Annotated in this window: 15 protein-coding genes; 9 read left to right on the top strand and 6 right to left on the bottom strand. The window is 74.8% G+C overall.

The features are described from left to right. From ACFV8H_RS02065 to ACFV8H_RS02080, 4 genes are read right to left on the bottom strand one after another with little or no spacing between them, the layout of a single operon-like run. Positions 1-4353, bottom strand: coding sequence for a type I polyketide synthase (locus ACFV8H_RS02065; RefSeq protein ID WP_380396120.1), 4353 nt, complete (start codon positions 4351-4353; stop codon positions 1-3). Continuing rightward, a complete protein-coding gene (locus tag ACFV8H_RS02070; protein WP_380396121.1) occupies positions 4350-8852 on the bottom strand; it encodes a MupA/Atu3671 family FMN-dependent luciferase-like monooxygenase in 4503 nt (1500 codons plus the stop codon). The genes ACFV8H_RS02065 and ACFV8H_RS02070 overlap by 4 nt, the downstream gene beginning before the upstream one ends. Further along, positions 8849-14008: an amino acid adenylation domain-containing protein gene (locus ACFV8H_RS02075; protein WP_380396122.1), complete on the bottom strand. Its 5160-nt coding sequence runs from the start codon at positions 14006-14008 to the stop codon at positions 8849-8851. Before ACFV8H_RS02075 ends, ACFV8H_RS02070 begins: the two co-directional genes overlap by 4 nt. After that, on the bottom strand, positions 14005-14952 hold the full coding sequence (locus ACFV8H_RS02080) for a DUF5829 family protein (protein WP_380396123.1): 948 nt from the start codon (positions 14950-14952) through the stop codon (positions 14005-14007). Before ACFV8H_RS02080 ends, ACFV8H_RS02075 begins: the two co-directional genes overlap by 4 nt. 236 nt (positions 14953-15188) lie before the next feature. Here ACFV8H_RS02080 and ACFV8H_RS02085 point away from each other — a divergent pair, with 236 nt between their 5' ends. The 4 genes from ACFV8H_RS02085 (at position 15189) to ACFV8H_RS02100 (ending at position 19123) form a co-directional block, all read left to right on the top strand. Continuing rightward, positions 15189-15956 (top strand): BTAD domain-containing putative transcriptional regulator, encoded by a 768-nt coding sequence (locus ACFV8H_RS02085; RefSeq protein WP_375890417.1) that lies wholly within the window; start codon positions 15189-15191, stop codon positions 15954-15956. Positions 15957-16023: 67 nt separating this feature from the next. Continuing rightward, complete coding sequence (locus ACFV8H_RS02090) at positions 16024-16263, top strand: phosphopantetheine-binding protein (protein WP_375890416.1); 240 nt, start codon at positions 16024-16026, stop codon at positions 16261-16263. Then, entirely contained in the window at positions 16260-17486 is a 1227-nt protein-coding gene (locus tag ACFV8H_RS02095; RefSeq protein WP_380396124.1) for a beta-ketoacyl-[acyl-carrier-protein] synthase family protein, read from the top strand. The genes ACFV8H_RS02090 and ACFV8H_RS02095 overlap by 4 nt, the downstream gene beginning before the upstream one ends. An 86-nt stretch (positions 17487-17572) precedes the next feature. Continuing rightward, complete coding sequence (locus tag ACFV8H_RS02100; RefSeq protein WP_380396125.1) at positions 17573-19123, top strand: GMC family oxidoreductase; 1551 nt, start codon at positions 17573-17575, stop codon at positions 19121-19123. A gap of 25 nt (positions 19124-19148) precedes the next feature. Here the strand turns inward: ACFV8H_RS02100 and ACFV8H_RS02105 are convergent, their stop codons facing one another. Together ACFV8H_RS02105 and ACFV8H_RS02110 are read right to left on the bottom strand one after the other, a co-directional pair. Then, positions 19149-20003, bottom strand: a complete 855-nt coding sequence (locus ACFV8H_RS02105) for a TIGR03619 family F420-dependent LLM class oxidoreductase (RefSeq protein ID WP_380396126.1) — start codon at positions 20001-20003, stop codon at positions 19149-19151. A 20-nt stretch (positions 20004-20023) separates the two neighbouring features. Next, complete coding sequence (locus ACFV8H_RS02110) at positions 20024-20929, bottom strand: proline iminopeptidase-family hydrolase (protein ID WP_380396127.1); 906 nt, start codon at positions 20927-20929, stop codon at positions 20024-20026. A 215-nt stretch (positions 20930-21144) separates the two neighbouring features. Between ACFV8H_RS02110 and ACFV8H_RS02115 the strand changes: the two genes are divergently transcribed. The 5 genes from ACFV8H_RS02115 (at position 21145) to ACFV8H_RS02135 (ending at position 26547) form a co-directional block, all read left to right on the top strand. Then, on the top strand, positions 21145-22176 hold the full coding sequence (locus ACFV8H_RS02115; RefSeq protein ID WP_375890404.1) for a methyltransferase: 1032 nt from the start codon (positions 21145-21147) through the stop codon (positions 22174-22176). 38 nt (positions 22177-22214) lie between these two features. Next, positions 22215-23273, top strand: coding sequence for a methyltransferase (locus ACFV8H_RS02120; RefSeq protein ID WP_380396128.1), 1059 nt, complete (start codon positions 22215-22217; stop codon positions 23271-23273). A 25-nt stretch (positions 23274-23298) separates the two neighbouring features. Further along, positions 23299-23739: an acyl-CoA thioesterase gene (locus ACFV8H_RS02125; RefSeq protein ID WP_375890400.1), complete on the top strand. Its 441-nt coding sequence runs from the start codon at positions 23299-23301 to the stop codon at positions 23737-23739. A 187-nt stretch (positions 23740-23926) separates the two neighbouring features. Continuing rightward, a complete protein-coding gene (locus ACFV8H_RS02130; protein ID WP_375890398.1) occupies positions 23927-25126 on the top strand; it encodes a cytochrome P450 in 1200 nt (399 codons plus the stop codon). Next, the gene (locus ACFV8H_RS02135) at positions 25117-26547 is read left to right on the top strand and encodes an MFS transporter (protein ID WP_380396129.1); all 1431 of its coding nucleotides are present in this window, start codon (positions 25117-25119) and stop codon (positions 26545-26547) included. Before ACFV8H_RS02130 ends, ACFV8H_RS02135 begins: the two co-directional genes overlap by 10 nt. The last annotated feature ends 24 nt before the right edge of the window (positions 26548-26571 follow it).

The raw sequence follows: 26571 nt of genomic DNA on the forward strand, positions 1-26571 counted from the left end.
TCAGTGGTCCTCGCTGCTGGGGTCGATGGGGGTGGCGGCCGGGGCGCCGGGGGCGTCCTGCGGCGGGGGGAGCAGGCCGCGGCGCACGAAGGCGTCGAGCATCCGGGCGAAGTAGTCGCCCTCCAGCGCCGGGGCCGTGGCCAGTTCGGCGGCGGCGTGCGCCCGGACGTTGGCGCAGTCCATGACCGGCATCCGGCGGTCGGGGACCTCGCCGATCATGGCCATCAGCGGTGCCAGGGCGTTGTCCTCGCCCTCGTGCTCCACCCGGGTGACGAGCGCGCCGCGCCACTCGGCGAACGGAACGCTGCGGACGGGGAAGCCGTGGGCCCGGACGTACGCGAAGATGTCGTCCCAGGCGAGCGGCCGGGGGTCGATGGTGTGGTACGTGCGGTCGAGGGCCGCCGGTTCCAGGGACAGGCCGACGACGAGCCGCGCCAGGTGGTCCACGGTGCCCACCGACAGGTCGTACCGGCGCTGCGGGGCGAGGCCGAGCTGGACGCAGCCCTGGACCACCTTGGTGATGTAGTCCTCGCTGTTGGCGGCCCCGCTGCGGGCGGAGGGCAGGACGCCGCCCGCCCGGTAGACGGAGACCGGCACGCCCCTGGCCCGGGCCAGGCCGATGAGGCCCTCGGCCACCCACTTGCTCTGGCTGTAGGCGGTGTCGTGGCCGACCGGCGGGGGCAGCGGGTCGTCCTCGCGGATGCGGTCGGCGCCGCCCAGGACGGCCCCGGCGAGCACGGCGAGGGTGGAGACGTGGTGGACGGGCTTGAGCCGCCGTCGGGTGGCCAGCCGCAGCACCTCCTGGGTGCCGAGCACATTGGCCGCCTTGAGGGCGCGGTAGGGGCGGACGAAGTTGACCCAGGCGCCGCAGTGGTGGACGGCGTCGACCGTGTCGGCGAGCCGGTCGAACGCGTCCTCGGTCAGTCCGAGCAGCGGCTGGGCCAGGTCGCCGCGGACGACGCGCAGCCGGGGGCTGTCGCCGCCGTCGAGGCCGTAGGAGTCCAGCGCGGCGCGGACCCGCTCCAGGCCCTCGGCCGGGGTGGCGGCCCGCACCAGGCAGTGCACGTCCGCCTCGGTCCGGCGCAGCAGTTCGGCGCAGAGGAAGGCCCCGACGAACCCGGTGGCGCCGGTGAGCAGGACCGCCCGGGGAGCGGCCGACGGGGCCGGCGCCGGGAGTCCGGCGGCGGTGATCGCCGGGTCCAGGGTGACCTCGGCCGCCAGGTCCGGCCCGCCGGGCGCCGCGGCGGCGGGTTCGCCCGCGACGATCCGGTCGACCAGGGCCGCCAGCTCGGCGACGGTCGGGGCGCCCAGGACGTCGCGGGCGCTGAGCGCGGTGGCGCCCAGTCGGCGCAGCTGCCGGGTGGCCTGGGTGACCATCAGGGAGTGTGCTCCGAGGTCGAAGACGTCGGCGTCGCAGCCGATCCGCTCGATCCCGAGCAGGTCGCACCAGATCTCCGCGACCTGCCGCTCGCGCTCGGTGCGCGGGGCGTCGGCCTCCGGCCGCTCCGGGTCGGCCGGCTTGACCGGCTCGGAGCGGCCGGTCGGCCCGGCCGGCTCCTGCGGCACCGCCGAGCCGCGCTCCACCCAGTACCGGGGACCGGCGAACGGCCGGCCCGGCAGCGGGACCCGGCGCGGGGTCGCCTCGCCGTGGAAGGCCCGCCAGTCCACCGGGACGCCGGACTGCCAGAGCCGCCCCACGGCGGTGACCAGGTGGGCGAGGTCGGGCAGCGGGTCGCGGGGCAGACCCATGGTGGGTACGGCGACCGGGGCGGGCGCCAGCTGCTGGGCGGCGGCCAGTTGGGTCAGCGCCCGGCCGGGGCCGATCTCGAGCAGGACCCGGCCGGGCCGGGCGAGGACGGTCCGCAGCCCGTCGGCGAAGCGGACGGGCTGCCGCAGGTGGCGCACCCAGTGGCCGGGGTCCTTGGCCTCGGCGTCGGTGATCCAGTCCCCGGTCACGCCGGAGACGAAGGGGACGGCGGGCGCCGACGGGTTGAGGGCCGCCACCCGGTCGGCGAAGGCCGGCAGGTACGGCTCGACCATCCAGGAGTGGCTGGCCACCGGCACGCTCACCTTGCGGCAGTCGACGTCCCGCGCCCGCAGCCGGGTCAGCAGCGCCGCGACCTCCTCGTCCGGGCCCGCCACCACCGTCAGTCCGGGGGCGTTCACCGCCGCGACCGACAGCCGGTCGCCGAGCAGCGGTACCACCCGTTCCTCCGGCAGCGCGACGACGAGCATCCTCCCCGGCGGCATGGCGGCGAACAGCTCGCCGCGCGCGAGTGTGACGTCCAGCGCCTCGGGCAGCGAGAGGACTCCGGACAGTGCCGCGGCGACGTACTCGCCCAGGCTGTGACCGATCATCGCGGCCGGTCGGACGCCCCAGGCCAGGAGTTGACAGGCCAGCGCGTACTCCACGGTGAAGAGGGCGCAGACCACGCCCGCACCCTGCCCGCGGCCCATGGTGGCCGCCCCGCCGACGAGTCGGCGCCCCTCCAGGGGCGGGAAGGCGGACGGGAACAACAGCCGTCTGAGGTCGAAGCCGAGCCGGCCGCCGAGCAGTTCCGCGCACCGGTCCACCTCCTCGCGGAAGACCTTCTCGCTGCGGTAGACGTCGAGCCCCATGTCGGGGTGCTGCATGCCGCCGCCGGGAAACATGAAGACGGCCTCGTGCACGCCCTCGGGTGCGGGGCGGGTGACCAGCCGGCCGGGCCGGGCGCCGCGCAGGGCGTCCACCGCGTCCGTCCGGTCCCGGCAGACCGCGAACCCGCGGGTGCGGAATGCCCGGCGTCCGGCCTGGAGGGTGAACGCCACGTCGTGCAGCGGGAGTTCGGGTGCGGCCCGGTCGAGGTGGTCGGCCAGGCGGGACGCCGCCGAGGCGACGGCGGGCCCGGTGTCCCCGGACAGCGGCAGCAGTTGCCAGGGCCGCGCGGGGGTGGTGGGCCGGGGGAGCCGTGGGGCCTGTTCCAGGATGACGTGGGCGTTGGTACCGCCGACCCCGAAGGCGCTGACCCCGGCTCGACGCGGTCCGGCGGGGGTCCACGGCTCGGCCGCGGTGGGGACGCGGAACGGCGTGTGCTCCAGGCGGAGTTCGGGATTGGGTGTGCGGAAGCCCACCGTGGGCGGGACGACCCCGTGGTGCACGGCCAGCGCCGCGCGCATCAGTCCGGCGGCGCCCGCGGCCGCGTCCAGATGGCCGATGTTGGCTTTGACCGAGCCGAGCGCGCAGTACCGGTCCGTGCCGTCGGGCCCGTCCTGCCCGTCCTGCCCGGGGTCGTCCGGGTGGCCGAACGCCTGGGCGAGGGCGGTGACTTCGATGGGGTCGCCGACCCTGGTGGCGGTGCCGTGGGCCTCCAGGTACCCGACCGTCTCCGGGGCGATGCCCGCCAGGGCGAGGGCGGTGGCGACGACCCGGGCCTGGCCGTCCACGCTGGGAGCGGTGAACCCGGCCTTGAGCGAGCCGTCGTTGTTGACCGCGGAGCCCTTGATCACCGCGTAGACGTGGTCGCCCGCGGCGAGCGCGTCGGAGAGCCGGCGCAGGACCAGGACCACGGCCCCGTTCCCGGGGACCGTTCCCCCGGCACCGGCGTCGAAGGGCCTGCAGTGGCCGTCGGCGCTGAACAGGCCGCTCTCCGCGACCGGGTAGCCGGCCTTCAACGGCACGTTCACGGTCACCCCGCCGGCGAGGGCGACGTCGCACTCGTGGCCGAGCAGCGACTGGCAGGCCACGTGCGTGGCGACCAGGGAGGTCGAGCAGGCGCTCTGGACGGTGAAGGCGGGGCCGTCGAGGTCGAGCAGGTGCGCCGCCCGGGTGGCCAGGAAGTCCTTGTCGTTGTAGATCCGGGCGGCTGCGGCCATCGGGGAGCGCTGGAACCGGGCGTTGGTGGCCAGGTTCGCGGTGAGGTACTTGTTCATGAAGGAGCCGGCGAAGACGCCGATCGACCCGTCGATGCCCGCCGGGTCGTGGCCGCTGTTCTCGAACGCCTCCCAGGCCGTCTCGCAGAACAGTCGGTGCTGGGGGTCCATCGCCTCGGCCTCCGCCGGGCCGAGGCCGAAGAAGGCGGCGTCGAACCGGTCCGCATCGGGCAGGTACCCGGACGCGGGCACCTGGTCGGGGTCGTCGACCGCCTCGGGGTCATTGCCCGCCGCCAGGAGTTCTTCCCGGTCGAACCGGGTGATGCTCTCGACGCCCTCCCGCATGTTGTGCCAGAACGTGTCCACGTCGCGGGCCCCGGGGACCCGACAGCCGAACCCGATGACGGCGACCGCCTCGACGTCCCCGTCCTCGGCACCGTCGTCCTCGATGTTCTCGATGTCCTCGATGTTCTCGGCCACGCCGGGCCGCCCCCCGTCCGTCATGGGTTGCTCCGTTCCTGGCGCAGCCGCGCCCGGCGGTTGCGCGCCTGTGCCTGTCGTTCGGCCCGTTCCCGGGCCTCCTCCCGCACCCGGGGTCGTGCCCCGGCCGCCGCCCCGCCGTCCGCGTCCGCGAAGGCCGAGGCCAGGGCCCGGACCGTCGGGTAGCGGAAGATGTCGACCAGCGTGAGCCGCTCGCCGAGCACGGGCTGCAGGCGGGTCCTGGCCTGTACGGCGAGCAGGGAGTTGCCGCCGTGGTCGAAGAAGTTGTCGGTCGCCCCGAGTCGGTCCACCCGCAGGACCTCGGCGAGGACCTCGGCGGTGCGGCGCTCCAGGTCGGTACCCGGGGGTTCGTCGGCGACGGCGCCGACGGGCCGGGGAAGGGGCAGGGCGGCCCGGTCGACCTTGCCGTTGGGCGTCAGCGGCAGGGCGTCGAGCAGGACGACGTCGGCCGGGACCATGTGGGCGGGTAGCGCGGCGGCCGCGTGGGCGCTCAGTCCGGCGGCGTCCGGGGCGCGCCCGGCGCCGGCTTCCACGACGCAGTGCGCGACGAGCCGCGCGTGCGGCCCCTCGCCCAGCACCGTCACGACCGCCGCCCGGACCCCGGGGTGCTCGCGCAGGACGTTCTCGATCTCGCCCGGCTCGATGCGGTGTCCGTGCACCTTCACCTGGTGGTCCAGCCGGCCGATGAACTCCAGTTGCCCGTCGGGCCTTCGCCGGGCCGCGTCCCCGGTCCGGTACAGCCGTCCGCCGTCCGCCGTGAAGAGGTCCGGGACGAAGCGCTCGGCGGTCAGCCCGGGTCGGCCCAGGTAGCCGCGGGCGACCCCCGGCCCGCCGAGGAGCAGTTCGCCGGGGGTGCCGAGCGGCGCGGGCCGCAGGTGGGCGTCCACCACGTGCGCGGTGGCGCCGGGCAGGGCGGTGCCGACGGTGACCGGGCCGGTGGCGCCGACCGCCCCCGAACTCGCCCACACGGTGGCCTCGGTGGGGCCGTACATGTTGTGCACGCCGCCCGGCACCAGGGCGTCGAGGTCGCGGGCGAGCGGGGCGGGCAGCGTCTCACCGCCGACCAGCAGCCGGTGCAGCCCGGCGAGCGCGTCGTGGGCCGCCGGATCCCCGGCCAGGACCCCGGCGAGCGAGGGGGTGCACTGGAGGTGGGTGACGCCGTGTCGGCGCAGCTGTTCGGCGATCGGCTCGTCGGCCCGGGCCCGGTGCCGCCGGTCCTCGGACAACTCCCTGACGTCGGCGAGCAGTTCGAGCGAGGTGAGCACCCGGTCCGGGTCGACGCCGAAGTCGACGAGGCAGGCGATCTCGTCCACCCCCACGCCTTTGAGCCGGTCGACCAGGTCGGCGCAGTGCTCCGGGGTGCCCAGCAGCCCCGAGGTCTCGAAGAAGCGCTCGAAGGCACGCTCCACCAGCGCGTCCAGTTCCGCCTCGGGCAGCAGCCGGGGGTCGGTGTCCCGGCCGAGCGCCCCGCCGAGCCCGGAGAGCAGGTCGAGGGAGGTCCTGATGTACGCGCAGAGCGGTGCCCGCACCTGTTCGCGCACGGCGTCGGTGTCCGTGCCGACGAAGGTGTGCAGCATCAGGGTCACGTGGCCGTGGCCTGGGTGGCCGCCCGCCCGCCAGGCCTCGCGGTAGAGCCGGATCTTCTCGGCGAGCTGCTCGGAGGTGTGGCCGAGCAGGTGGGTGAGCAGTCCGGCACCGGCTTCGCCGGCCGTCCGGAAGGTCTCGGGGCTGCGGGCGCTGGTGATCCAGACCGGGAGGTCGCCCTGGAGGGGCGGCGGGAAGATCCGCACCTCGCTGTCCTTGCCGACGCCGTTGCGGCGGGTGACCGAGCCGCCGCGCCACAGCGACCGCAGTTCGGCCAGGCCGGCCAGCATCGCCTCCCGGCGGTCGGCGTAGCGGTCGGGGGCCAGGACGAAGTCGTCGGGCTGCCACCCGGAGGCCACCGAGATGCCGACCCGGCCGCCGGAGAGCTGGTCCACGACCGCCCACTCCTCGGCCACCCGCAGGGTGTCGTGCAGCGGCAGGACGACGGACCCGGCGCGGACGGCCACCCGCTCGGTGACGGCGGCGACGGCCGCTGCGGTGACCGAGGGGTTGGGGTAGAGCCCGCCGAAGTCGTGGAAGTGGCGCTCCGGGGTCCACACCGCGGCGAAGCCGTGGCGGTCGGCGAACCGCGCGCCCTCCAGCAGCAGCCGGTAGGCCTCCCCGGGGCCGGCGGAGGCGGGGCTGCCGCCGAAGTAGAACAGGCTGAAGTCGACGGCCCGGGCCTGGTCGGCCGCCGTCACCGCGGCTCCGGAGGCCGCGGCGGTGACGGCGGTGGGCTGGTCGCCGCGCACCACGATCCGGTGCCCCCGGGTGAGCGGCCAGAGGAGTTCGAGGACGGAGATGTCGAAGGACACGGAGGTGACCGCGAGCCAGGTCGACCCGGGGGCGGCGTCGCCCAGCACGCGGTCCATGGCGGAGAGGAACCAGGACAGGTTGGCGTGGCTGACCATGACGCCCTTCGGGCGGCCGGTCGAGCCGGAGGTGTAGATGACGTAGGCGAGCCGGTCGTCGGTCGTGGCGGCGGTGTCGGCCGTGGTGGCGGCGCCGGTCGTGGCAGCGGTTCCGGCCGTCGGCGCACCCGCCCGCCCCGCCGGAGCCGGCGCGTCCACCAGGACCGGTACCGCGGCCGTGGGCGGCAGTCGGCGGGCCAGCCCGCGCCGGGTGAGCACGACCGGCGCGGCGGAGTCGGCCAGCATGAAGGCCAGCCGCCGGGCCGGGTAGACCGGGTCGAGGGGCAGGTAGGCGCCGCCGGCCTTGAGTACGGCGAGCAGGGCGACGACCAGGAGCGGCGAGCGGTCCAGGTAGATGCCCACGGGGGTGTCGGCGGTGACGCCCGCGGCCCGCAACCGGTCCGCCAGGTCGTCGGAGAGTTCGTCGAGCCGTCGGTAGCTGAGGGGCTCGTCGTCGCCCGTCGCGGCGAGTACGGCCGGGGCGTCCGGGGTGCGCCGGGTCCGGCGGCGGATCAGCTCGTGGACCGGGAGGGGATCGGGGCCGGGTGCGGGGGCCGGGTTCCAGGCGGTCAGGATGCGCCGCTCCTCGTCCGGCTCCAGGACCGGGAGCGCCCCGACCGGGCGGTCCGGGTCGGCGAGCGCGGCGGCGAGGAATACCCGGAAGTGGGTGGCGAAGGCTTCGATCGTCGAGGCGTCGAAGAGCTCGTCGGCGTACTCCAGCCGTGCCCGCAGCCGGTCGCCGGAGCGGGTGACGGCCATGGTGAGGTCGAACTTGGCGGTGGCGGTGTCCCCGGGCTCCATCCGGACCGTGCAGCCGGGCAGGACGAGCCCCGGCCCGGCCTCCTCGTGGTAGCTGAACATCAGCTGGAACAGCGGGTTGTACGCGGGGTCGCGCTGCGGCCGCAGCTCCTCCACCAGGCGTTCGAAGGGCAGTTCCTGGTGCGCGACGGCGGCTCGGCTCTCCGCCCCGGCCCGGGCGACCAGCTCCCGGAAGACCGGGTTCCCGGAGACGTCGATCCGCTGGACCACGGTGTTGGCGAAGAGGCCGATCAGCCGCTGCCAGGCGGCCTCCGGACGGCCGGCCACCGGGGAGCCGACGACGACGTCCTCCGTGCCGGTGTGGGCGTGCACGACGGCGGCGAACGCGGCCAGCAGCACCGCGAACAGGGTGGTCCGGCCGGAGCGCGCGAGCTCCTCGGCCCGGGTCACGAGCTCGGCCGGCAGGGTCAGGTCGACGTGCCCGCCGGTGTGGCCCTGGACGGGCGGCCGGGGGCGGTCGGCGGGGAGGGTGACCAGGGCCGGCGCGTCGGCCAGCCGACCCCGCCAGTGGTCGAGCAGCCCGGCCAGGGCCGGGCCGCCGAGCAGCTCCGCCTGGTGCGCGGCGAAGTGGCGGTACTGGACGTCGAGCGGTTCGGGCCGCGGGGCGTCCCGCCCGGGGTGCAGCCGGCCGGAGTACAGCGCGCCGAGGTCCTCGGCCAGGACGCCGAGGCTCCAGCCGTCGCAGGCGATGTGGTGCAGGGTCAGGCAGAGCCGGTGCTCCTCGGGGGCGAGCCTGAGCAGCACGGGTCGGATCAGCAGGTCGGTCGCCACGTCGAAGGCCGTCCTGGCCTGGGCGTCGCAGTACCGGTCGGCCTCGGCCGAAGGGTCACCGGCGGTCGAGAGGTCGACCAGCTCGACCGGTACGGGCCCGGCGGGCCGGACGAACTGCCGGGGCAGGCCGTCCACGGAGCGGAAGACCGAGCGCAGCACCTCGTGCCGCTCCACCAGGGCGGTCAGGGCCGCCTCCAGGGCGGGCAGGTCCAGCGGACCGGAGATCCGGTAGGTGAGCGGGACGACGTAGACCGCGCTCTCCGGGTCCAACTGGTCCAGGAACCACAGCCGTTGCTGCGGGTAGGAGAGCGGGTGGTGGCGCTCGGTGATCCGTTGCCGGAGCCGGTCCGCCAGGCGGGCCCGCCGTTCGGCGGCGGAACCGCCCTGCCGGTCCTCGGGTGTCGGGTGCTGCGTCATCGTTCGACCTCGTTGTCCGCCATGTCGTCCAGGAGTCCGGCGACCTCGTCGTCGGTGAGTTCGTCGAGCCGGGCGAGCAGCCGCTCCTCGTCGGTGGGGCCGCCGTCCGTCACGTGGTGCCGGGGCGCGCTGCGCACCTCCGCCGCCAGCCGGGCCGCCGTGGGGTCGGCGAGGAAGCGGCTGAGCCGGATCCGCACGCCGAAGTCCTCGCCGAGCCCGGCCACCAGCCGCATGGCCAGCAGGGAGTTGCCGCCGAGCGCGAAGAAGTCGTCGGTGACCCCCAGGCCGGTGACGCCGAGCAGGTCCGCCATCCGTTCGGTGACGGCGCGTTCGGTCCGGTCGCGCGGGGCGGGCCGTCCTCCGGCCGGCGGGACCGCGTCGTCGACGGCGGGCAGCGCCGCCCGGTCGATCTTGCCGCTCGGGGTGAGCGGTAGGGCCGGCAGCAGTCCGTAGGCGGCGGGCAGCAGGAAGGGGGGCAGGGTGCCGACGAGGAAGGAGCGCAGCTCGGCGGCGGACGGCAGGGCACCGCCGGGCGGCGGGGCGACGTACGCGACCAGCCGGCGCCCGCGCGGGTCGTCGTCGACGACGACCGCCGCCTGGCCCACCGCCGGGTGACCGGTGAGCACGGTCTCCAGTTCGCCGGGTTCGACCCGGTAGCCGCGGATCTTGACCTGGTGGTCGGCGCGGCCGAGGAAGTCGAGCGCGCCGTCGGAGCGGCGGCGGACGGTGTCCCCGGTGCGGTACATGCGCGATCCGTCGGCGGCGAAGGGGTCGGGCAGGAACCGCTGCGCGGTGTCGGCCGGCCGGGAGGCGTAACCCCGCGCCACCCCCGGGCCGCCGATGTACAGCTCGCCCGGGACGCCCGGTGGGACGGGGGCCAGCCGCTCGTCGAGCACGTAGGCCGTGGTGTTGGCGATGGGGCGCCCGATGGGTACCGAGCCCGCGTCGTCGGGCAGCTCCTCGACGGGGTGGCAGACGGCGAAGGTGGTGGTCTCGGTGGGGCCGTAACCGTTGCTCAGCCGGGCCGGGCGGCGGGCCGGGCTCTGGGCGAGCAGGGCGCGGACCCGTCCGGGGTGGAGGGCGTCGCCGCCGACGATCAGGTGCGAGAGGCCACCGAAGGTGCCGGGCCGGTGGCTCATCACCTCGGTGAACAGTGCGGAGGTGAGGAACATGTCCGTGATCCGGTGGCGGCGCAGTGCCTCCTCCAGCCCGCCGGGGGCGAGGAGTTCGTCCCGGTCGACGATGCACACGCAGCCGCCGTTCAGCAGCGCGCCCCACAGCTCGTAGGTGAGCGCGTCGAAGGAGACGTCGGCGACCTGGGCCATCCGCACGCCGGGGCCGAACTCGGCGTAGTCCGCGCCGCGGACCAGCCGGAGCACGGACCGGTGCTCGACCAGCACGCCCTTGGGGCGGCCGGTGGAGCCCGAGGTGAAGAGCACGTACGCGAGCGAGCCGGGGGTGGCCCGGGGCTCGGGCGCGGTCGCGGGGGCGGCGGCTAGGTCGGCCTCGTCCAGGGCCAGGAAGTCGACCGGCGCCCGGCCCGCGATCAGGGGCCGCAGGGCGGCGCGGGTGACGACCAGGGGCGCCCCGGTGTCCCGCAGCATGGCCTCCAGCCGGTCGGCCGGGTAGCCCGGGTCCAGTGGCACGTAGGCGCCGCCGGCCTTGAGCACGGCCAGCAGCGCGGTCACCATCTCCTCGCCCCGATCGAGCAGGACGCCGACCGGGACGTCGCGGTCGACCCCGCGGGCCCGCAGCAGGTGGGCCAGCCGATTGGCCCGCTCGTCCAGTTCCGCGTACCGGAGCGTCCGTGGGCCGTGCACCAGGGCCGGCGCGTCGGGGTGGCGGGCGGCGCACTCCGCGAACAGTTCGGGCAGGGTCCGGTCGGCGGGGAACGGGGTGCGGGGGCCGGTGGCCGCCGCCAGTTCCCGCTGCCGCTCCCGGGGGGTGAGCAGGTCGAGCCGGTCCAGCGGCCGGTCCGGGGCGTCGAGGGCGTGCCCCAGCAGGGTGAGGTAGCGGTCGACGAGGGAGCGCATGGTCGCGGCGTCGAACAGGTCGGTGGCGTACTCCCAGATGAGGGTGATGGTGTCGTCGCCGCCCCCGTGCTCCTCCGTGCCCGGCACTGCGCGTCCGGCCCGCTGTTCGGCGCGCGGCAGCACGACCACGTTGATGTCGGTCTTCGCCGATCCGTTGTGCAACTCCCGCACGGTGCCGGTCAGTCCGGCGAACGCGAGGTCGGGGATGTGGGAGTCGTGGAAGCTGAACATCACCTGGAACAGCGGGTTGCGGGTGGGGTCGCGGGGCAGTTGCAGGGCCTCCACCAGCCGGTCGAGCGGGACGTCCTGCCACTCGTGGGCGCGGGCCGTCGTCGCGTGCACCTGGCGCACCAGCTCCGCGAAGGTGGCGGCCGCGGTGAGGTCGAAGCGCAGTGGCAGGGTGTTGACCACCATGCCGATCAGCTCCTCGACCTCGGCCAGCCGGCGGTTGGCCGCACCGGTGCCGACGACCAGGTCCCGCTGGCCGCTGTGCCGGGACAGCAGGGCGGCGAACCCGCTGAGCATGGTGGTGTACAGGGTCACGGCGCCGGCCCGGCTGAAAGCGCGCAGCCGGCGGCTCAGGCCCGCCGGCAGGTCCACCCGCAGGGCGGCGCCGGCGAAGCTCTGCACGGCGGGCCGGGGCCGGTCGGTCGGCAGCTCCAACGCGGGCGGGGCGCCGTCCAGTTCGACGGCCCAGTGGTCGAGCTGGGCGGCGAGGGCGTCGCCGGTCAGCCAGGAGCGCTGCCAGCGCGCGAAGTCCGCGTAACTGAGCGGATCGGGGCGGTCGACGGGGGTGCGGCCCTCGGCCAACACCTGGTAGCCGTCGCGCAGTTCGCGCAGGAAGACGGCGAAGGACCAGCCGTCGTGGACCAGATGGTGCTCGACGTGCACCAGGGTGTGGTCGTCGGCCGCGTGGCGGACCAGCACCCAGCGCGCCAGCGGAGGCGCGCCGAGATCGAAGGGGTGCCCCGTCGTCTCCCGGACGATCCGCTCGGTCCGCCGGTCCCGTTCGTCCGCCGGGACGGCGGACAGATCGACCAGCGGCAGCCGGACCGGTACCGGCGGCTGCCGGAACTGCATCGGGACACCGCCGACCTCGCGGAACGCCATCCGGAAGACGTCGTTGCGCCGGACGATCCCGGTGAGGGCGGCGCGCAGCAGCCGCGGGTCGAGCGGGCCGTGCAGGCGGATGGTGGCCTGGGCGTTGTAGGCGAGGTTGCCGGGCGCCAACTGTTCGAGGTACCAGACGCGTTCCTGCGGGAAGGAGAGCGGCACGGCCTCGCCGTCCGCCGTCCCGGTCGGGCGGATGGCGGGCACGGCCGGGGCCGGCCGCCGTGAGCCGGGCCGGTCGGCGGGGTCCGGGCCGCCGTCGAGGAGGCGCGCCATGGCGCGGACCGTCGGGGTCTCGTAGACGGCCTGGAGGGAGAGTTCGCGGCCCAGTTCCTCGCGGACCCTGGCGGCGAACCGGCCGGCCAGGAGCGAGTGGCCGCCGAGCGCGAAGAAGTCGGCCTCCTGGGCGACGGGGCCCCCGCCCAGGAGTTCGCCGAGGATGCGGGCGAGGTCCCGCTCGGTGGGGGTGGCGGGCCCGGTCGACGGATCGTCACCCGCCGCGGTCGCGGGGCGGTCGGGAGCCGGCAGCCGGCGACGGTCGATCTTGCCGCTGGGGGTCAGCGGCATGCGCTCCAGGACGACCACGGCGGCGGGGACCAGGTGCGCGGGCAGGCGGCCGGCGAGGTAGCCGCGCAGCCGGTCGGCGTCCGGTCCCGTGCGGTTGAGTCCCGGGCCCGCCGCGTAGCCGACGAGTTCGGGACCGGCGGAGGTCTCCCGCACGGTGACGACCGCGTCGGCCACCTCCGGGTGCTCGGCCAGGTGGTGGGCGATCTCGGCCGGCTCGACCCGAAAGCCTCGGATCTTTGCCTGATGGTCGGTCCGGCCGATGAACTCCAGCTCGCCGTCCGGGTGTTGGACCACGAGGTCGCCGGTGCGGTAGACCCGCCCGCCGGAGCCGGCCGGGTCGGGGACGAAGCGCTCGGCGGTCAGACCGGGCCGGCCCCGGTAGCCCCGGGCCACGCCGGCCCCGCCGATGGCCAGTTCCCCGGGCGTGCCGGGAGGGACGGGCCGAAGCCGCTCGTCGAGGACCAGGGTGTGCGCGCCGGGGACCGGTCGGCCGATGCGCGGCTTGCCGCCGCCCGGGGCGAGTTCGGCGACGGTCGCCCACACCGTGGTCTCGGTCGGCCCGTACGCGTTGAAGACGCGCCGGCCCGGCAGCCAGCGTGCCGCCGACTGCTCGGGCAGGGCCTCGCCCGCGCAGACCAGCACGGCGAGGTCGGGCAGCGGGACGACCGGCAGGGTGGCGAGCACCGACGGCGGCAGGGTGACCAGGGTGATCCGCAGGTCGCGTAGTGCGTCGGCGAGTTCCGGGCCGGGCGGGATGTCCGCGCGGTCGGCGAGCACCAGCGTGGCCCCGGCCGACAGCGCCATGACCACCTCGAACACGGACGCGTCGAAGCTGGTGGGGGCGAACTGCAGGATCCGGTCGCCCGGCGCCACCCCGAAGGTGCGGGCCTGTGCCCGGGCGAGGTGCACCAGGCCCCGGTGGGTGAGTTCGACACCCTTGGGGCGGCCGGTGGAACCCGAGGTGTAGATGACGTACGCCAGGTCCTCCGGGCGGATCGCGGGCCGCGGCTGCACACCGGGGTTGCCGCCAGCGGGAGTTGCGGCGGGGGGCGTGGCGGGGGCTGTGGCGGGGGAGCCGGTCGGGTCCAGGAACTCGATGCCGCGGGCCGGCAGGCGCCCGGCCGTGGCCGGGTCCGCGATCACCAGCGAGATCCCGGAGTCCTCGATCATGTACGACAGGCGCTCGGCCGGGTAGCCGGGGTCGAGCGGGAGCCAGGCGCACCCGGCCCGCAGGACGGCCAGCAGTGCCACCGGGAAGTCGGGGGAGGCGCTCGCGGCCAGGCCGACCAGGGTGCCGGGGGCGACGCCGCGCGCGGCCAGGGCGGTGGCGAGCGCGGCGGAACGGGTGTCGAGTTCCCGGTAGGTCGTCCGCAGCCCGCGGTACTCCACGGCGACCGCGTCCGGTCGGGCGGCGGCGACCTCGTCGAACACGTCGCGGAAGTTCATGCCCCGGCCGTCCCCGCCGAGTCGGGGAGGGACGGGAGGGACGGGACGTCCCCCAGCGGGGCGTCCGCCTTCGAATCCCTCGGCTCGTCGAAATACCAGCGCGCGGTGCCCCGTTCGACGACCAGGCGGGAGGTTTCCCCGAAATCGAATGCGGCCCGGTCCGGAATTCCTCCGGCAGGGGGGTCGGCGAGGTCCATCTCGATTTCCAGAACGCGTTCCGCGGCGCTTTCCGTGTAGGTCAGCAGCAGCCGCAGGCCGTGGCCCTCGACGGAGAGGCCGACGTCGACCGGGGTGCTGGTGTAGCCGAAGGCGGTGAGCGCCGCGGCCATCGCGGCGGCCCGGGCGGGCCGCAACGCGAGGGTGACGCCGACGACGTCCCGGAGCAGCCGGGGGCCGTCCTGCGGGGTGCCCAGCGTCGCGTCCAGGTAGGCGCTCCGGGGCATCGCGCCGTCCGGTGCGGTGCGGGCGCCGATCGCGTCGAAGTACTCGGGCGTCACCTCGTTGAGGAAGAGCAGTACCGGGCTCGCCTCGCCCAGCCCGACGCTGATCAGGTGGTACCAGGGCTGCCGTTCGTCGTTGCCCTCGACCGCGCGTCGTACCAGGTCGTAGTGGTGCACCACGGTCCCGGAGGCGTCGAGCAGGCCGCGCGCGGCAGGGGAGGAGCCGGGCTCCTCGAAGGAGAAGACCAGGCCGGCGGTGATCGGGGAGGTGCTCGGCAGGCCGGTGCCGAAGCACTCGACGAGGGTGTTGCGGCCGGCCACCCCGAGGGTGGAGTACTGCCCCGCGAGGGAACTGTCGGCGTCCTTGCGCTTGGTCCTGCCGAAGCGCTGCGCGAGGAAGCCGCTGTCGGCCGCGGAGCGGTAGGCCGGCTCGTCGAGCAGAACCATGACGTGGTCGAGGCGGGGCACGGGGCGCCCGCCGTCGAGTGCGGATCCGGTCGTCACTCAGTCACTCCGATCGGCGTCGGCCAGGGTGGGGAGCCGGGGGCGGCCCGGTGCGGAAATCCTGGCAGGACGGTCCGCCGGAACGTCATTGGGGGAATCCCCGGGACCCCCCTGGGTCGCCCCTGTCCCCGACCCTGTAGCGGGTCCTGGCAGTTCCCCGGAAGGGAATTGACCGCTTGACATTCCTTTCGCGCGGCGACAACCATCGAATACCCGCCGAACTACCTAGGAGAGCCGTGCGCATTGAGATTCTCGGCACCGTCTCCGTGTACCCGGACCGGCGCGAGCAGCCGATCGGGGCCAACAAGGTGCGCGCCCTGCTGGCCACCCTGGCGCTGGACCCCGGCCGCTCGGTGTCGGCCGTGGAACTCGCCGACGAGCTGTGGTCGGGCCAGCCCCTCGGCAACGTCCACAACGCCCTCCAGGCCCACGCGACCCGGCTGCGAAAGATCCTCGACGGGCCGCAGCGGCGGCCGTCCGGAGCGACGGTGCTGCGCGCCGTGCAGGGCGGCTACATCCTCGACGTGCCCGGCAGTTGCGTGGACGCCAACCGGTTCCTGGGGCTGGCGGCCCAGGGCTCCGCGGCGCTCCCGGCCGACCCGCGACGCTCGGTGCGCCTGTTGGAGTCGGCGCTGCGGCTGTGGCGCGGCCCGGCCCTGCTGGACGCCGGCGACGGACTGCGCTGCCGGGCCGCGGCCGCGCTGTACGAGGAGCGCCGGCTGATGGTGTGGGAGAACCTCGCCCTCGCCCGCCTCGCGGTCGGGGACGCCGGACAGGCCACGGCCGAACTGCGCCGTCTGGAGACGGAACACCCGCTGCACGAACGCTTCTGCGAGCTGCTGATGATCGCCCTCTACCAGTCGGGACGGCAGGGCGAGGCACTGCACGCCTACCACCGGATCCGCGAACGCCTGGACCGGGAACTGGGGTTGGCGCCGGGCGCACCGCTGCGCGAGCGGCACATGGAGATCCTCGCCCAGCGGCCGGTGCTCACCCTGACCTGACCGGCCCGGTACGCCCTGCCACGTCGCACCGCACCGTCACTTCACCACTTCACACCCTGGAGTCACCGTGTACGAGAAGCTCGCCGACATCCTGGTCGACCACTTCCAGGTGGAACGCGCCGCGATCACCCCGGACGTCACCTTCGAGGACCTCGAGATGGACTCGCTCTTCCTGGTGGAGCTCCTCGTGGTGGTGGAGGCCGAGCTCGGCGTCAAGATGGGCGACGTCCCGGCCACCCCCCGTGACACCATCGGCACCGCCGCCCGGATCATCGCCGAGCAGGCGGAAGCGGCGGCGTCCTCGTGAGCAGGGCGGCCGTCGCGGTCACCGGCCTCGGCCTGGTGACCGCTGCGGGAATCGGCGTGGAGCCGACCTGGCGGGGCGTGTGCGCCGGAGTGTCCACGGCCCGCAAGGACCCGGCGCTGGCCGGGATCCCGGTGGACATCTCCTGCACCGTCCCCGGCTTCGAGGCCCGGAGCCTGGTCGGGCGGCGCAGCGCCCTGGTGCACGACCGCTTCACCCAACTGGCCATCGTGGCGGCCCGCGAGGCCGTCGCCGACGCCGGACTGGACCCGACGGGCTGGGACGGCGCCAGGGTCGGCGTGGTCGTCGGCTGCGGGCTCGGCGGCGTCGCGACCTGGGAGAAGCAGCACCGGTCGCTGCTGGAGGCGGGCCCGCGGTCGGTCTCGGCGCTGCTCATCCCGATGCTGATCCCCAACATGGTGGCCGGCCACGTGGCCATGGAGTTCGGGGCCCGCGGGCCCAACCTCGTCACCGCGACCGCCTGCGCCTCCGGTGCGACGGCCATCGGCACCGCCCTGGACCTGTTGCGGAACGACGTCTGCGACGTGGTGCTCGCCGGTGGGACGGAGTCCGGCGTGGTCCCGCTGATGGTGAGCGGGTTCGCGCAGATGGGGGCGCTGTCCGCCGGCCGGCTCGACGACCCGTCGGCCGCCTCCCGGCCGTTCGACGCCGGCCGGGACGGCTTCGTCATCGCCGAGGGCAGCGGCATGCTGGTCCTGGAGCGCCCGGAGGATGCCCGGGCCCGCGGCGCCCGGGTCCGGGCCCTGGTGGCCGGGTACGGCGCCTCCGCCGACGCGCACCACATGACCGCGCCCGACCCCGAGGGCACGGGCATGACCGCGGCCCTGCGGTCGGCACTGGCCCAGGCCGGTGCGGACCCGCAGGATGTCGACCACGTCAACGCCCATGGCACCTCGACCCCGCTCAACGACGCCGTCGAGGCGCGGGCACTGCGCAAGGCCCTGGGCGCCGGAGCGGCGGTGACCTCGACCAAGGGCGTGCTGGGACACGCCCTCGGCGCCGCCGGGGCCATCGAGGCGGGCCTGACCGTCCTGGCCGTCGAGCGGTCGCTGGTCCCGCCGACCGCGAACCTGTCGACCTTGGACCCGGAGGTCGAGGTGGACGTGGTGACCGGTGCCGCGCGCCACCGTGACATCGAGGTCGCGGTGAGCAACTCCTTCGGCTTCGGCGGCCAGAACGCGGTGCTCGCCTTCACCGCCGCGTGACCCGCCGGGCGGACCCCGGCACCCCACCGCACGGCACCCCACCGCACGGCACCCCACCGACCACGACCCGCGGAGGAGCGGCACACGTGACGAACTCAGACGGTTCCGGCTCGCCCACCGGCGACTACGACGTCATCGTGGTCGGCGCCGGATCGGCGGGCTGCGTGGTGGCCCGCCGGGCGGTGGACCGGGGTGCGAGGGTCCTCCTGCTGGAGGCGGGCGGCCCGGCCGACAACCCGGCGATAGCCGACCCCAGGCGCTTCGGCGAGCTCTGGATGAGCCCCGAGGACTGGGCGTACACGACGGTCGAGCAGCCGCACGCGGCGGGCCGCCGGCTGTTCTGGCCGCGCGGGAAGGTCCTGGGCGGTTCCAGCGCGCTCAACGCGATGATCTACGCGCGCGGCGCGGCCGCGGACTACGACCACTGGGCCTACCTGGGGAACGACGGCTGGTCCTGGCGGGACGTCCTGCCGGTCTACCGGAGCATCGAGGACTTCGACCGGGGGGCGGGCGAGCACCACGGTGCGGGCGGCCCGTTGCGGGTGCTCTCCGACTACCGGGTCGACCCGGTCCACGCGGGGCTGATCGAGGCGGCGGCGGAGATCGGCATCCCCTACCAGGAGGACTACAACACGGGCTTCCCGGAAGGCATTTCACGCACCCAGTTGACCATCCTGGACGGCCGGCGGCAGAGCGCCGCCGACGCCTACCTCGCCCCGGTGCTGGGCCGGGCCGAGCTCACGGTGAGGACCGGGGCCCGGGTCCGCAGGCTGCTGCTGGACGGTACCCGGTGCATCGGAGCGGAGTGGGCGCAGGGTGGCCGGCTGCACACCGCGCGTGCCGCCGAGACGGTGGTGAGCGCCGGCGCGCTGGAGTCGCCGCGGCTGCTGATGCTCTCGGGCATCGGCGAGCCCGAGCACCTCCGCTCGGTCGGCCTCGCCCCGGTGGTCGGGTTGCCGGGCGTTGGGCAGGGGCTGCACGACCACGTCCTGGCCCCCGTGGTCTTCGCCACCGAGCGCGACCCGGGCCGCAGTTCGGCCGGGCTGTCCCCGGCTCAGACCCACCTGTTCTGGCGCAGCCGCCCCGGCCTGCCGGTGCCCGATCTGCAACCGCTGCACTTTCCGGTGCCGATGTACCCGCCGGGAGTGACCGGGCCGCCGACCGGATTCACCCTCCAGGCGGGCATCGTCCGGCCGACCAGCCGGGGCACCATCCGGCTCACCGGCCCGGATCCGGAGGACCACCTGCTGGTCGACCCCGCGACGCTGCGCACCGCCGCGGACCGGGCGGCACTGGCGGCGGCGGTCGAGCTCTGCCGGGAGCTGGGGGCGGCGCCCTCGCTGCGGGCGGAGTGGGGCGCTCGGGAGGTGTACCCGGGGCCGGACGCGAGCGACCCGGAGCGCGGGCCGGCGGCGTTCGACCGGCTCCGGAGCACGGTGGCGACCTACCACCACCCGGTGGGCACCTGCCGGATGGGCACCGACGCCGGTGCGGTGGTCGACCCGCGGCTGCGGGTGTACGGCACCGAGGGGCTGCGGGTCGCCGACGCCTCGGTCTTCCCGGCGGTGACCACCGGCAACACCCACGCGCCCGCCCTGCTGGTGGGGGAGCGGGCGGCGGCCTTCATCGGGGGGTGAGGGAGCGGGGCGGGGCCGGTCGCGGTCAGGGCCGCACGGTCGCGGCCAGCCGCGCGGGGGCGTGCTGTTCGACGAAGTCGGCGAGCTGATCGGCGGTCAGGTCCAGCGGCGGGACGATCACCAGGCGGTCCACGCCGAGGCCGCCGTACGCCCGGACCACGTCCGCGTCGAGGCGGCGGGCGGGCGCGACCGAGACGTGCAGCGGCCGGTCCCGGCCGGCCTCGGCCGCTGCGGCGCGCAGCGCGGCCAGGTGCTCGGCGGTGGCGCGCAGGCCCAGCAGGTAGCCGAACCAGGCGTCCCCGACGGCGACCGCCCGCCGGTGCGCCGCCGGGCTGTGCCCGCCGATGACCAGCGGGACGCGCTCCTGGAACGGGCGGGGGTGGGCGTCGACGCCCTCGAAGTCCACGTGCTTGCCGTGGAAGGCGGGGCGCTCGTCGTACCAGAGGCTCTGCACCGCGCGCAGGTGTTCCTCCGCGCGGTCCCGGCGGTGGGCCGGGTCCACGCCCAGGGCCCGCAGTTCGGGCTCCAGGTAGCCGATGCCCGCCCCGAACAGCAGCCGGCCCGAGCTGAGGACGTCCACCGAGGCCAACTGCTTGGCCAGGAGCAGCGGATCGCGCTGCGGCAGGACGACGACGCCCGTACCGAGCAGGACGTGTTCGGTACGGGCGGCCAGGTGCGCCAGGGCCACCAACGGGTCCAGCAGCGGCGTCTCCGGAGCCAGCGGGGACTCCTCGGTGCGCGGGGACGGCAGGACCACGTGGTCGGCGACCCAGAGGGAGTCGTACCCCAGCCGCTCGGCGAGCCCCGCGATCCGACCGGCGGTCGCGGGGTCCGCGGCGGCGTTCATGTTCATGGCGAAGAGCCCGACGGTGGGTGTCATGGCGGCCATGCTACTCGTCGTCAGACGTCGGCCCGGTCGACGAACTTCCTTACCAGTTCGAGAAATTGAGCGGGCTGTTCGAGGTGGGGGTGGTGGCTGGAAGCCTCCAGGACGGCCCGCTCGGCGTTCGGCAGTCCGGCGTACAGTTCGTCCGCGGCCGCCGGGGTGACCTCGTCCCGGCGCCCCGAGACGACCAGGACGGGGGAGCGCACCAGGTGCAGCCGCTCGCGGATGTCCCAGTCGCGGAGGCTGCCCGTCATGGTGAACTCGCTCGGGCCCATCATGGCCAGGCACACCGTGGGATCCGCCCGCATCGCCGCCACCGAGCGCAGCAGGCACTCCGGCGCCGGGCGGGCCAGGATGACGTGCCGACGGTAGAACTCCAGCATCGCCTCCTGGAAGGCGGCCGAGTCCGTGGTACCGGCCGCCTCGTGCTGCTCGATCACGGAACGCGCCTTCTCGGGCAGGGCGTCCACGAGTGCGCGCACCTCGGTGATGTACGTCCGCGAGGCGGCGTACGCCCCGACCGTGGTCAGCGAGCGCAGCCCGGGGGGTCGGGTGACCGCCAGCTCCAGGCCCAACATCCCGCCCCAGGAGTGCCCCAGCAGGTGGAAGCCGTCCTCGATCCCCAACCGGGCCAGCAGCAGGCGGAGTTCCTCCAGGTAGAGGTCCACCGTCCAGTGCTCGGCGGGGGCGTCGGGACGGTGACCGGAGCGGCCGGCGCCGTACTGGTCGTACAGCACGCAGGGCCGGCCGCCGCCGACCGGTCCGGACAGCGCCTCCGCGAGCGGCAGCAGGTAGTCGTGGGGCAGGCCCGGCCCGCCGTGGACCAGGACCACCGGCGGGCGTCCGCCGTCGAGGTCGCCGAGGATCCGGTACCAGGTCCGCCGCCCGTGCCACTCCATCGTGGCCTCGAAGTCGGTCATCGTGCCTCCTGTCGTCGGGCGCGCCCACGGGGCGGGCGGCCGCCCGGACGAGTCTGGAACGGTCCCCTGACCGGGGCCTGACGGCTGTTTGACGGTGTGCGCGCCGGGGCGGGCCCGGGGTGACGGCCGGAACGGTCAAACAGCCGTCAGGGCCCGGTCAGCCCGGAGCCGCACACTGGTCGGCGACCCCATCGGACGAACGTGGAGGGCACACCGTGAGTGACGACAAGGCGCAGCAGGCGGCGCGGATCGCGGGGGCGATCCGGCAGGTCCTCGGGGATTCGCTGGGGTACCTGTACCCGGCGGCGCTGCGGGTGGCGGTGCGGGCGGGGATCCCGGACCGGTTGGTGGCCGGGCCGCGTACGGCCGAGGAGTTGGCGGCGGAGGCGGGGCTGCACGGTCCGTTCCTGTACCGGGTGCTGCGCTTCCTGGCCACCCGGGGGGTGTTCCGGGAGGACGGCGCCGGTGCCTTCCACCTGACCCCGGCCGCCCAGGTGCTGCGTTCCGACGTCCCGTACTCGGTGCGCAGCACCGCGCTGCTGCTGACCGACGAGATGTACTGGAAGTCCGCCGGGCGGCTGGAGGACACCGTCCGCGAGGGCACCACCGTGTTCAACGAGATCTTCGGCGCCCCGCTCTTCGACTACCTCAACACCCACGAGGAGAGCGCCCGGACCTTCCACACCGGCATCGCCGACCTCTCGACGATCGAACAGGGCCGGGTGGCCGAGAGCTACGAGTTCCCCGCGCAGGGCACGGTCGTCGACGTGGGCGGCGGCCCCGGTGGCTTCCTGCGCACCATCCTCACCAAGAACCCCGGCCTGCGCGGCGTCCTGTACGAGCAGGCCCCGGTGCTGGAGCAGCACATCCTGGACGCCCCGGAGACGGCCGGCCGGTGGGAGACCGCAGAGGGCGACTTCTTCGAGTCCACCGCGACCGGCGGCGACTTCTACGTGCTCAAGCGGGTCCTGCACGACTGGTCGGACGACGACTGCCTGCGCATCCTACGGGCCTGCCGCCGGGCGATGAGCGGCGACGCCAAACTGCTGATCGTCGACTGCGTCGTCCCGCCCGGCAACGACCCCGACCCCGGCAAGCTGTACGACATCGCCATGATGACGATCTTCGACGGCATGGAGCGTACCGAGGCCGAGTTCGACGCGCTGCTCACCGCGACGGGCTTCAAGCTCGCCAGGATCATCCCGACCAACGGGCCGGTCTCCATCGTCGAAGCCGTCCTGGCCTGACATGGGCGACCGCACTCGACGAACCCGGAGGACACACCGTGAGTGACGACCGGTCGGAGCAGCCAGGACAGGCGGAACAAGCGCAGCAGGCGGCGCGGATCGCGGGGGCGATCCGGCAGGTCCTCGGGGATTCGCTGGGGTACCTGTACCCGGCGGCGCTGCGGGTGGCGGTGCGGGCGGGGATCCCGGACCGGTTGGTGGCCGGGCCGCGTACGGCCGAGGAGTTGGCGGCGGAGGCGGGGCTGCACGGTCCGTTCCTGTACCGGGTGCTGCGCTTCCTGGCCACCCGGGGGGTGTTCCGGGAGGACGGCGCCGGTGCCTTCCACCTGACCCCGGCCGCCCAGGTGCTGCGTTCCGACGTCCCGTACTCGGTCCGCAGCCCCGCGCTGCTGTTCACCGACGAGATGTACTGGAAGTCCGCCGAACGGCTGGAGGACACCGTCCGCGAGGGCACCACCGTCTTCGACGACATCTTCGGCATCCCGCTGTTCGACCGCGTCGACGGCGACGGCGCCCCCGCCGAACTGTTCTCCGCGGCGCTGGACAGCCTGTCCGCCACGGAGGAGTCCTCGATCGCCGACAGCTACGGGTTCCCGGCCTCGGGCACCGTCATCGACCTCGCGGGCGGCACCGGCGGCTTCCTGCGGACCGTCCTGGCCAAGAACCCGAAGCTCCGCGGCATCCTGTTCGAGCGCGCCGCCGTGCTGCGCCGCCACCGGCTCGACGACCCGGCGGTCGCCGGCCGGTGGGAGACGACGACCGGCGACCTCTACGAGTCCGTACCGCCCGGCGGGGACGTCTACGTGCTCAAGCGCATCATCCACGACAAGTCCCGCGCCGACTGCCTGCGCATCCTGGGCAACTGCCGCAAGGCCATGGGCGACGACTCGCGATTGCTGATCGTCGACGCGGTGGTCCCCCGGGAGGACGTGCCGCCGGGGGCGGTGCTCTCCGACGTCCTGATGCTGACCGTGTTCGAGGGCAAGGAACGCACCGAGGACGAGTTCGCGTCACTTCTCGAAGAGGCCGGGCTGAGGCTCTTGCGCGTGCACCCGACTCCCGGGAGCCTGTCGATCACCGAAGCTGCCATCGGCTGACCGTCCAACCCTACGGAGGCACCGGATGACCCCCCTACCGCGGATCGTCGTCGATCGCGGGCACGTGCAGCCCGGCTACGCCCACTACGACGACCTGGACCTCATGGGGTTCGTGCACAACTGCCGGTACCCGGTGATGGTCGAGCGGGCGCTCACCGGCTTCTGGTCGGAGAACGGCTTCACCTACACCGACGGGAAGTACAGCCAGCCGGACATCTTCCTGGCCGTCGCGGAGTTCTCCGTCCGGTACCTGGCGCCGATCCGCGGCACCGTGCCGTACGCGGTGCACTTCTGGATCAGCAAGCTGGCCGAGTCCAGCGCGGTCTACGAGTTCCGGGTGCTGTCGGAGGACGGCACGACCGTGCACGCGGAAGGGCGCCGGGTGCACATCCGGATCGACCAGGAGACCCTGCGGCCGACCCCCTGGACCCCCGCTTTCCACGAGGTGGCCGAGAAGCTGCTCTAGCCACCGCGCCACCTCCACCGAGCGACGGCCCCGGTTCCGCACCGGGGCCGTCGCTCCTTCGCGTCCGGGTGCACGGCGATCCGTCAGAAGCCTTCCGGTGGGCCCGCGGTGGCCGTCAGGCGGCGGTCAGGCCTCCGTAAGCGGTGCGGGACACACTGGCTGACGACCCGAGACGACGGAGGCTGCGATGTCCGAGGAACGCCCGACGATCGCCTACCCGGTGGTCCGCACCGACCCCGCCCGGCCGCCCGAGGAGTACGCGCGGCTGCGCCGCGAACAGCCCGTGTGCCCCATCACCCTGGCCACCGGCGACCCGGCCTACCTGGTCACCCGCTACGAGGACGTGCGCACCGTGCTGTCCGACCGCAGGTTCAGCCGGGCGCTGATGCTGGAACCGGACGCGCCGCGCTTCCAGGCCGCGGCCCCCTCGCCGGACGTCATCCTGAACATGGACCCGCCGCGGCACACCAGGGTCCGCAAGTTCGCCGCCCAGGCCTTCACCACCCGCAGGGTCGACGAGCTGCGCCCCCGGATGGAGACGGTCATCGGCGAGGTGCTGGACGAGATGGCGGCGGGGCCCCGGCCGGCCGACCTCAACGAGGCCTTCGGCCGCCCCGTCCCGCTGCGCATCGTCTGCGAGATGCTCGGCGTGCCGCTGGCGGACCAGGACCGGTTCGTCGGCTGGACCGAGCGGATGATGTCGCTACGGGACTTTCCCGCCGCGGAGGTCCGCCAGGCCTACCTGGACATGCGCGCCTACTTCTCGGACCTGGTGGACCACAAGCGCGCCGACCCCGGGGATGACCTGCTCAGTGCGCTCACCACCTTCTCCGACGCCGAAGGGCCGCTCACCCAGGCCGAGTTGGTCGGTCTGGGCACCGCCCTGCTGGTCGCCGGACACGACACCAGCGTCACCGTCTTCGCCAGTGCGGTCCTGACCCTGCTGCGCCACCCCGAACAACTGGCGGAGTTGCGGAAGGACCGTTCGCTGTGGCCGGCGGCCGTCGAGGAACTGCTCCGGCTGGACAATCCCGGCGGCGTGATCTCGCCCCGCCGGGCCGGCACCGACATCGCGCTGGGGGACGTCGTCATCCCGGCCGGTGCCGCGGTGATGCAGCACATCGGCTCGGCCTGCCGGGACGAGACGGTCTTCCGCGACCCGGAACGCTTCGACATCCACCGCACGGAGTCGACCCAGCTCTTCTTCGGGCACGGGCCGCACTTCTGCATCGGGGCGCCCCTGGCCCGGGCCGAGATGGAGATCGGGCTGCGCATGCTCTTCGAGCGCTTCCCGGACCTGGAACTGGCCGTCGACCTCCAGGCCCTGAAATGGCGGGACTTCGCGGCGCTCGGCGGCTACACGGAGTTCCCGGTCACATGGGCGTGACCGGGGCCGGGCGGCGCACGAACCCACCCGGCCCGCGCCCCGACCCGGCCGGGGCCGGACCGGCGGGGCTCCCCGGGGAGCCGGCCGGGCCCCGGCCGGACCCCCGGGCGGGAGCGAGCCTGGTCACCGGCCTGGTCGTCGCCTCGCTCGGGCTCTGGACCGCCTTCTACACGCCGGCCCAGGTGCTGCTCGCCGGCCAGTTGGAGACGATCGACCCGCAGCGCAAGGAGGCCCTGCTCGCGCTCGTCACCGGGATCGGCGCCCTCGTCGGCCTGGTGGCCACCCCGCTGGCCGGCGCCCTGTCGGACCGCACCACCTCCCGTTTCGGCCGCCGCCGCCCCTGGGTGGCCGGGGGAGCCCTGGTCGCCGCCGCCGGCCTCCTGCTGACGTCCGGCCGGTCCACGGCGGCCGGGATCGCGCTGGGTTGGGCCGTCGTCCAACTCGGGCTCAGCGCCGTCCTGGCCGGGCTGATGGCCGAGCTCCCCGACCGGGTCCCGGTGGCCCGACGGGCCCGGGTCAGCGCCTGGACGGGGGCCGCCCAACCGGTGTCGCTGCTGGCCGGCACTGCCCTGGTGACCTCGGTGGTGGACGGCGGCGCCGGCCGCTACGCGCTGGTCGCGCTGGTCCTGGTGGTCTGTACCGTGGTGTTCCTGGTCCTGGTCAGGGACGACGCACGGCTGGACCGGCGGCCGGACCGGAGGTTGAACCGGCCCTCGGACCGGCTGTCGGAGCGGTCGTCGGAGCGGCCCTCGGACCGGCTGTCGGAGCGGTCGTCGGACCGGCCGTCGCCGGGCACCGGCCTCCGTCGCTTCCTCGGCGGCTTCCGAGTCGCCTTCGCCGGCCACCCGGACTTCCGGTTCGCCTGGTCGAGCCGGTTCCTGATCCAGTCGGGCAACGCCGTCGGCACGCTCTACCTGCTGTACTTCCTGCGCGACGAGGTCCACTACGAGCAGCGCTTCCCGGGCCGCAGCGCCGAGCAGGGCCTGACGATCCTGGTGTCGCTGTACTCGCTGGGCATCGTGCTGGCCGCTTTCGCCGGCGGGGCCTACTCCGACCGGACCGGCCGCCGCCGCACCCCGGTCACGGCGGCCGGGGCGGTGATCGCCGCGGCGGCCCTGCTCCTCGCGGTGTGGCCCAGCTGGCCGGGCGCACTGGTCGCGGCCGGGCTGATGGGCCTCGGGTACGGCGTCTACGTCTCGGTCGACCAGGCCCTGATCACCCAGGTGCTGCCGAGCGCCGACGACGGGGGCAGGGACCTCGGGATCACCAACCTGGCCAACGTGCTACCCCACCTGCTGGGCCCGCTGCTCGCGGCCGCCCTGGTGAACTCCCCCGGCGGCTACCGGTCGCTGTACGCGGTCACCGCCGGCCTGACGCTCGGCGGCGGGATGCTGGTCCGCCGCGTGCGCGGCGTCCGCTGAGCCGCCCCTCGCCGTGCCGAAGTC

The sequence above is a fragment of the Kitasatospora sp. NPDC059827 genome (assembly GCF_042731675.1).
Classification (GTDB): Bacteria; Actinomycetota; Actinomycetes; order Streptomycetales; family Streptomycetaceae; genus Kitasatospora.

Excerpts from the sequence above, each read along its gene's own strand:
- ACFV8H_RS02065 (WP_380396120.1), bottom strand. The coding sequence starts at position 4,353 with ATGACGGACGGGGGGCGGCCCGGCGTGGCCGAGAACATCGAGGACATC.
- ACFV8H_RS02110 (WP_380396127.1), bottom strand. The coding sequence starts at position 20,929 with ATGACCGACTTCGAGGCCACGATGGAGTGGCACGGGCGGCGGACCTGG.
- ACFV8H_RS02130 (WP_375890398.1), top strand. The coding sequence starts at position 23,927 with ATGTCCGAGGAACGCCCGACGATCGCCTACCCGGTGGTCCGCACCGAC.
- ACFV8H_RS02135 (WP_380396129.1), top strand. The coding sequence starts at position 25,117 with ATGGGCGTGACCGGGGCCGGGCGGCGCACGAACCCACCCGGCCCGCGC.
- ACFV8H_RS02105 (WP_380396126.1), bottom strand. The coding sequence starts at position 20,003 with ATGACACCCACCGTCGGGCTCTTCGCCATGAACATGAACGCCGCCGCG.
- ACFV8H_RS02125 (WP_375890400.1), top strand. The coding sequence starts at position 23,299 with ATGACCCCCCTACCGCGGATCGTCGTCGATCGCGGGCACGTGCAGCCC.
- ACFV8H_RS02075 (WP_380396122.1), bottom strand. The coding sequence starts at position 14,008 with ATGAACTTCCGCGACGTGTTCGACGAGGTCGCCGCCGCCCGACCGGAC.
- ACFV8H_RS02070 (WP_380396121.1), bottom strand. The coding sequence starts at position 8,852 with ATGACGCAGCACCCGACACCCGAGGACCGGCAGGGCGGTTCCGCCGCC.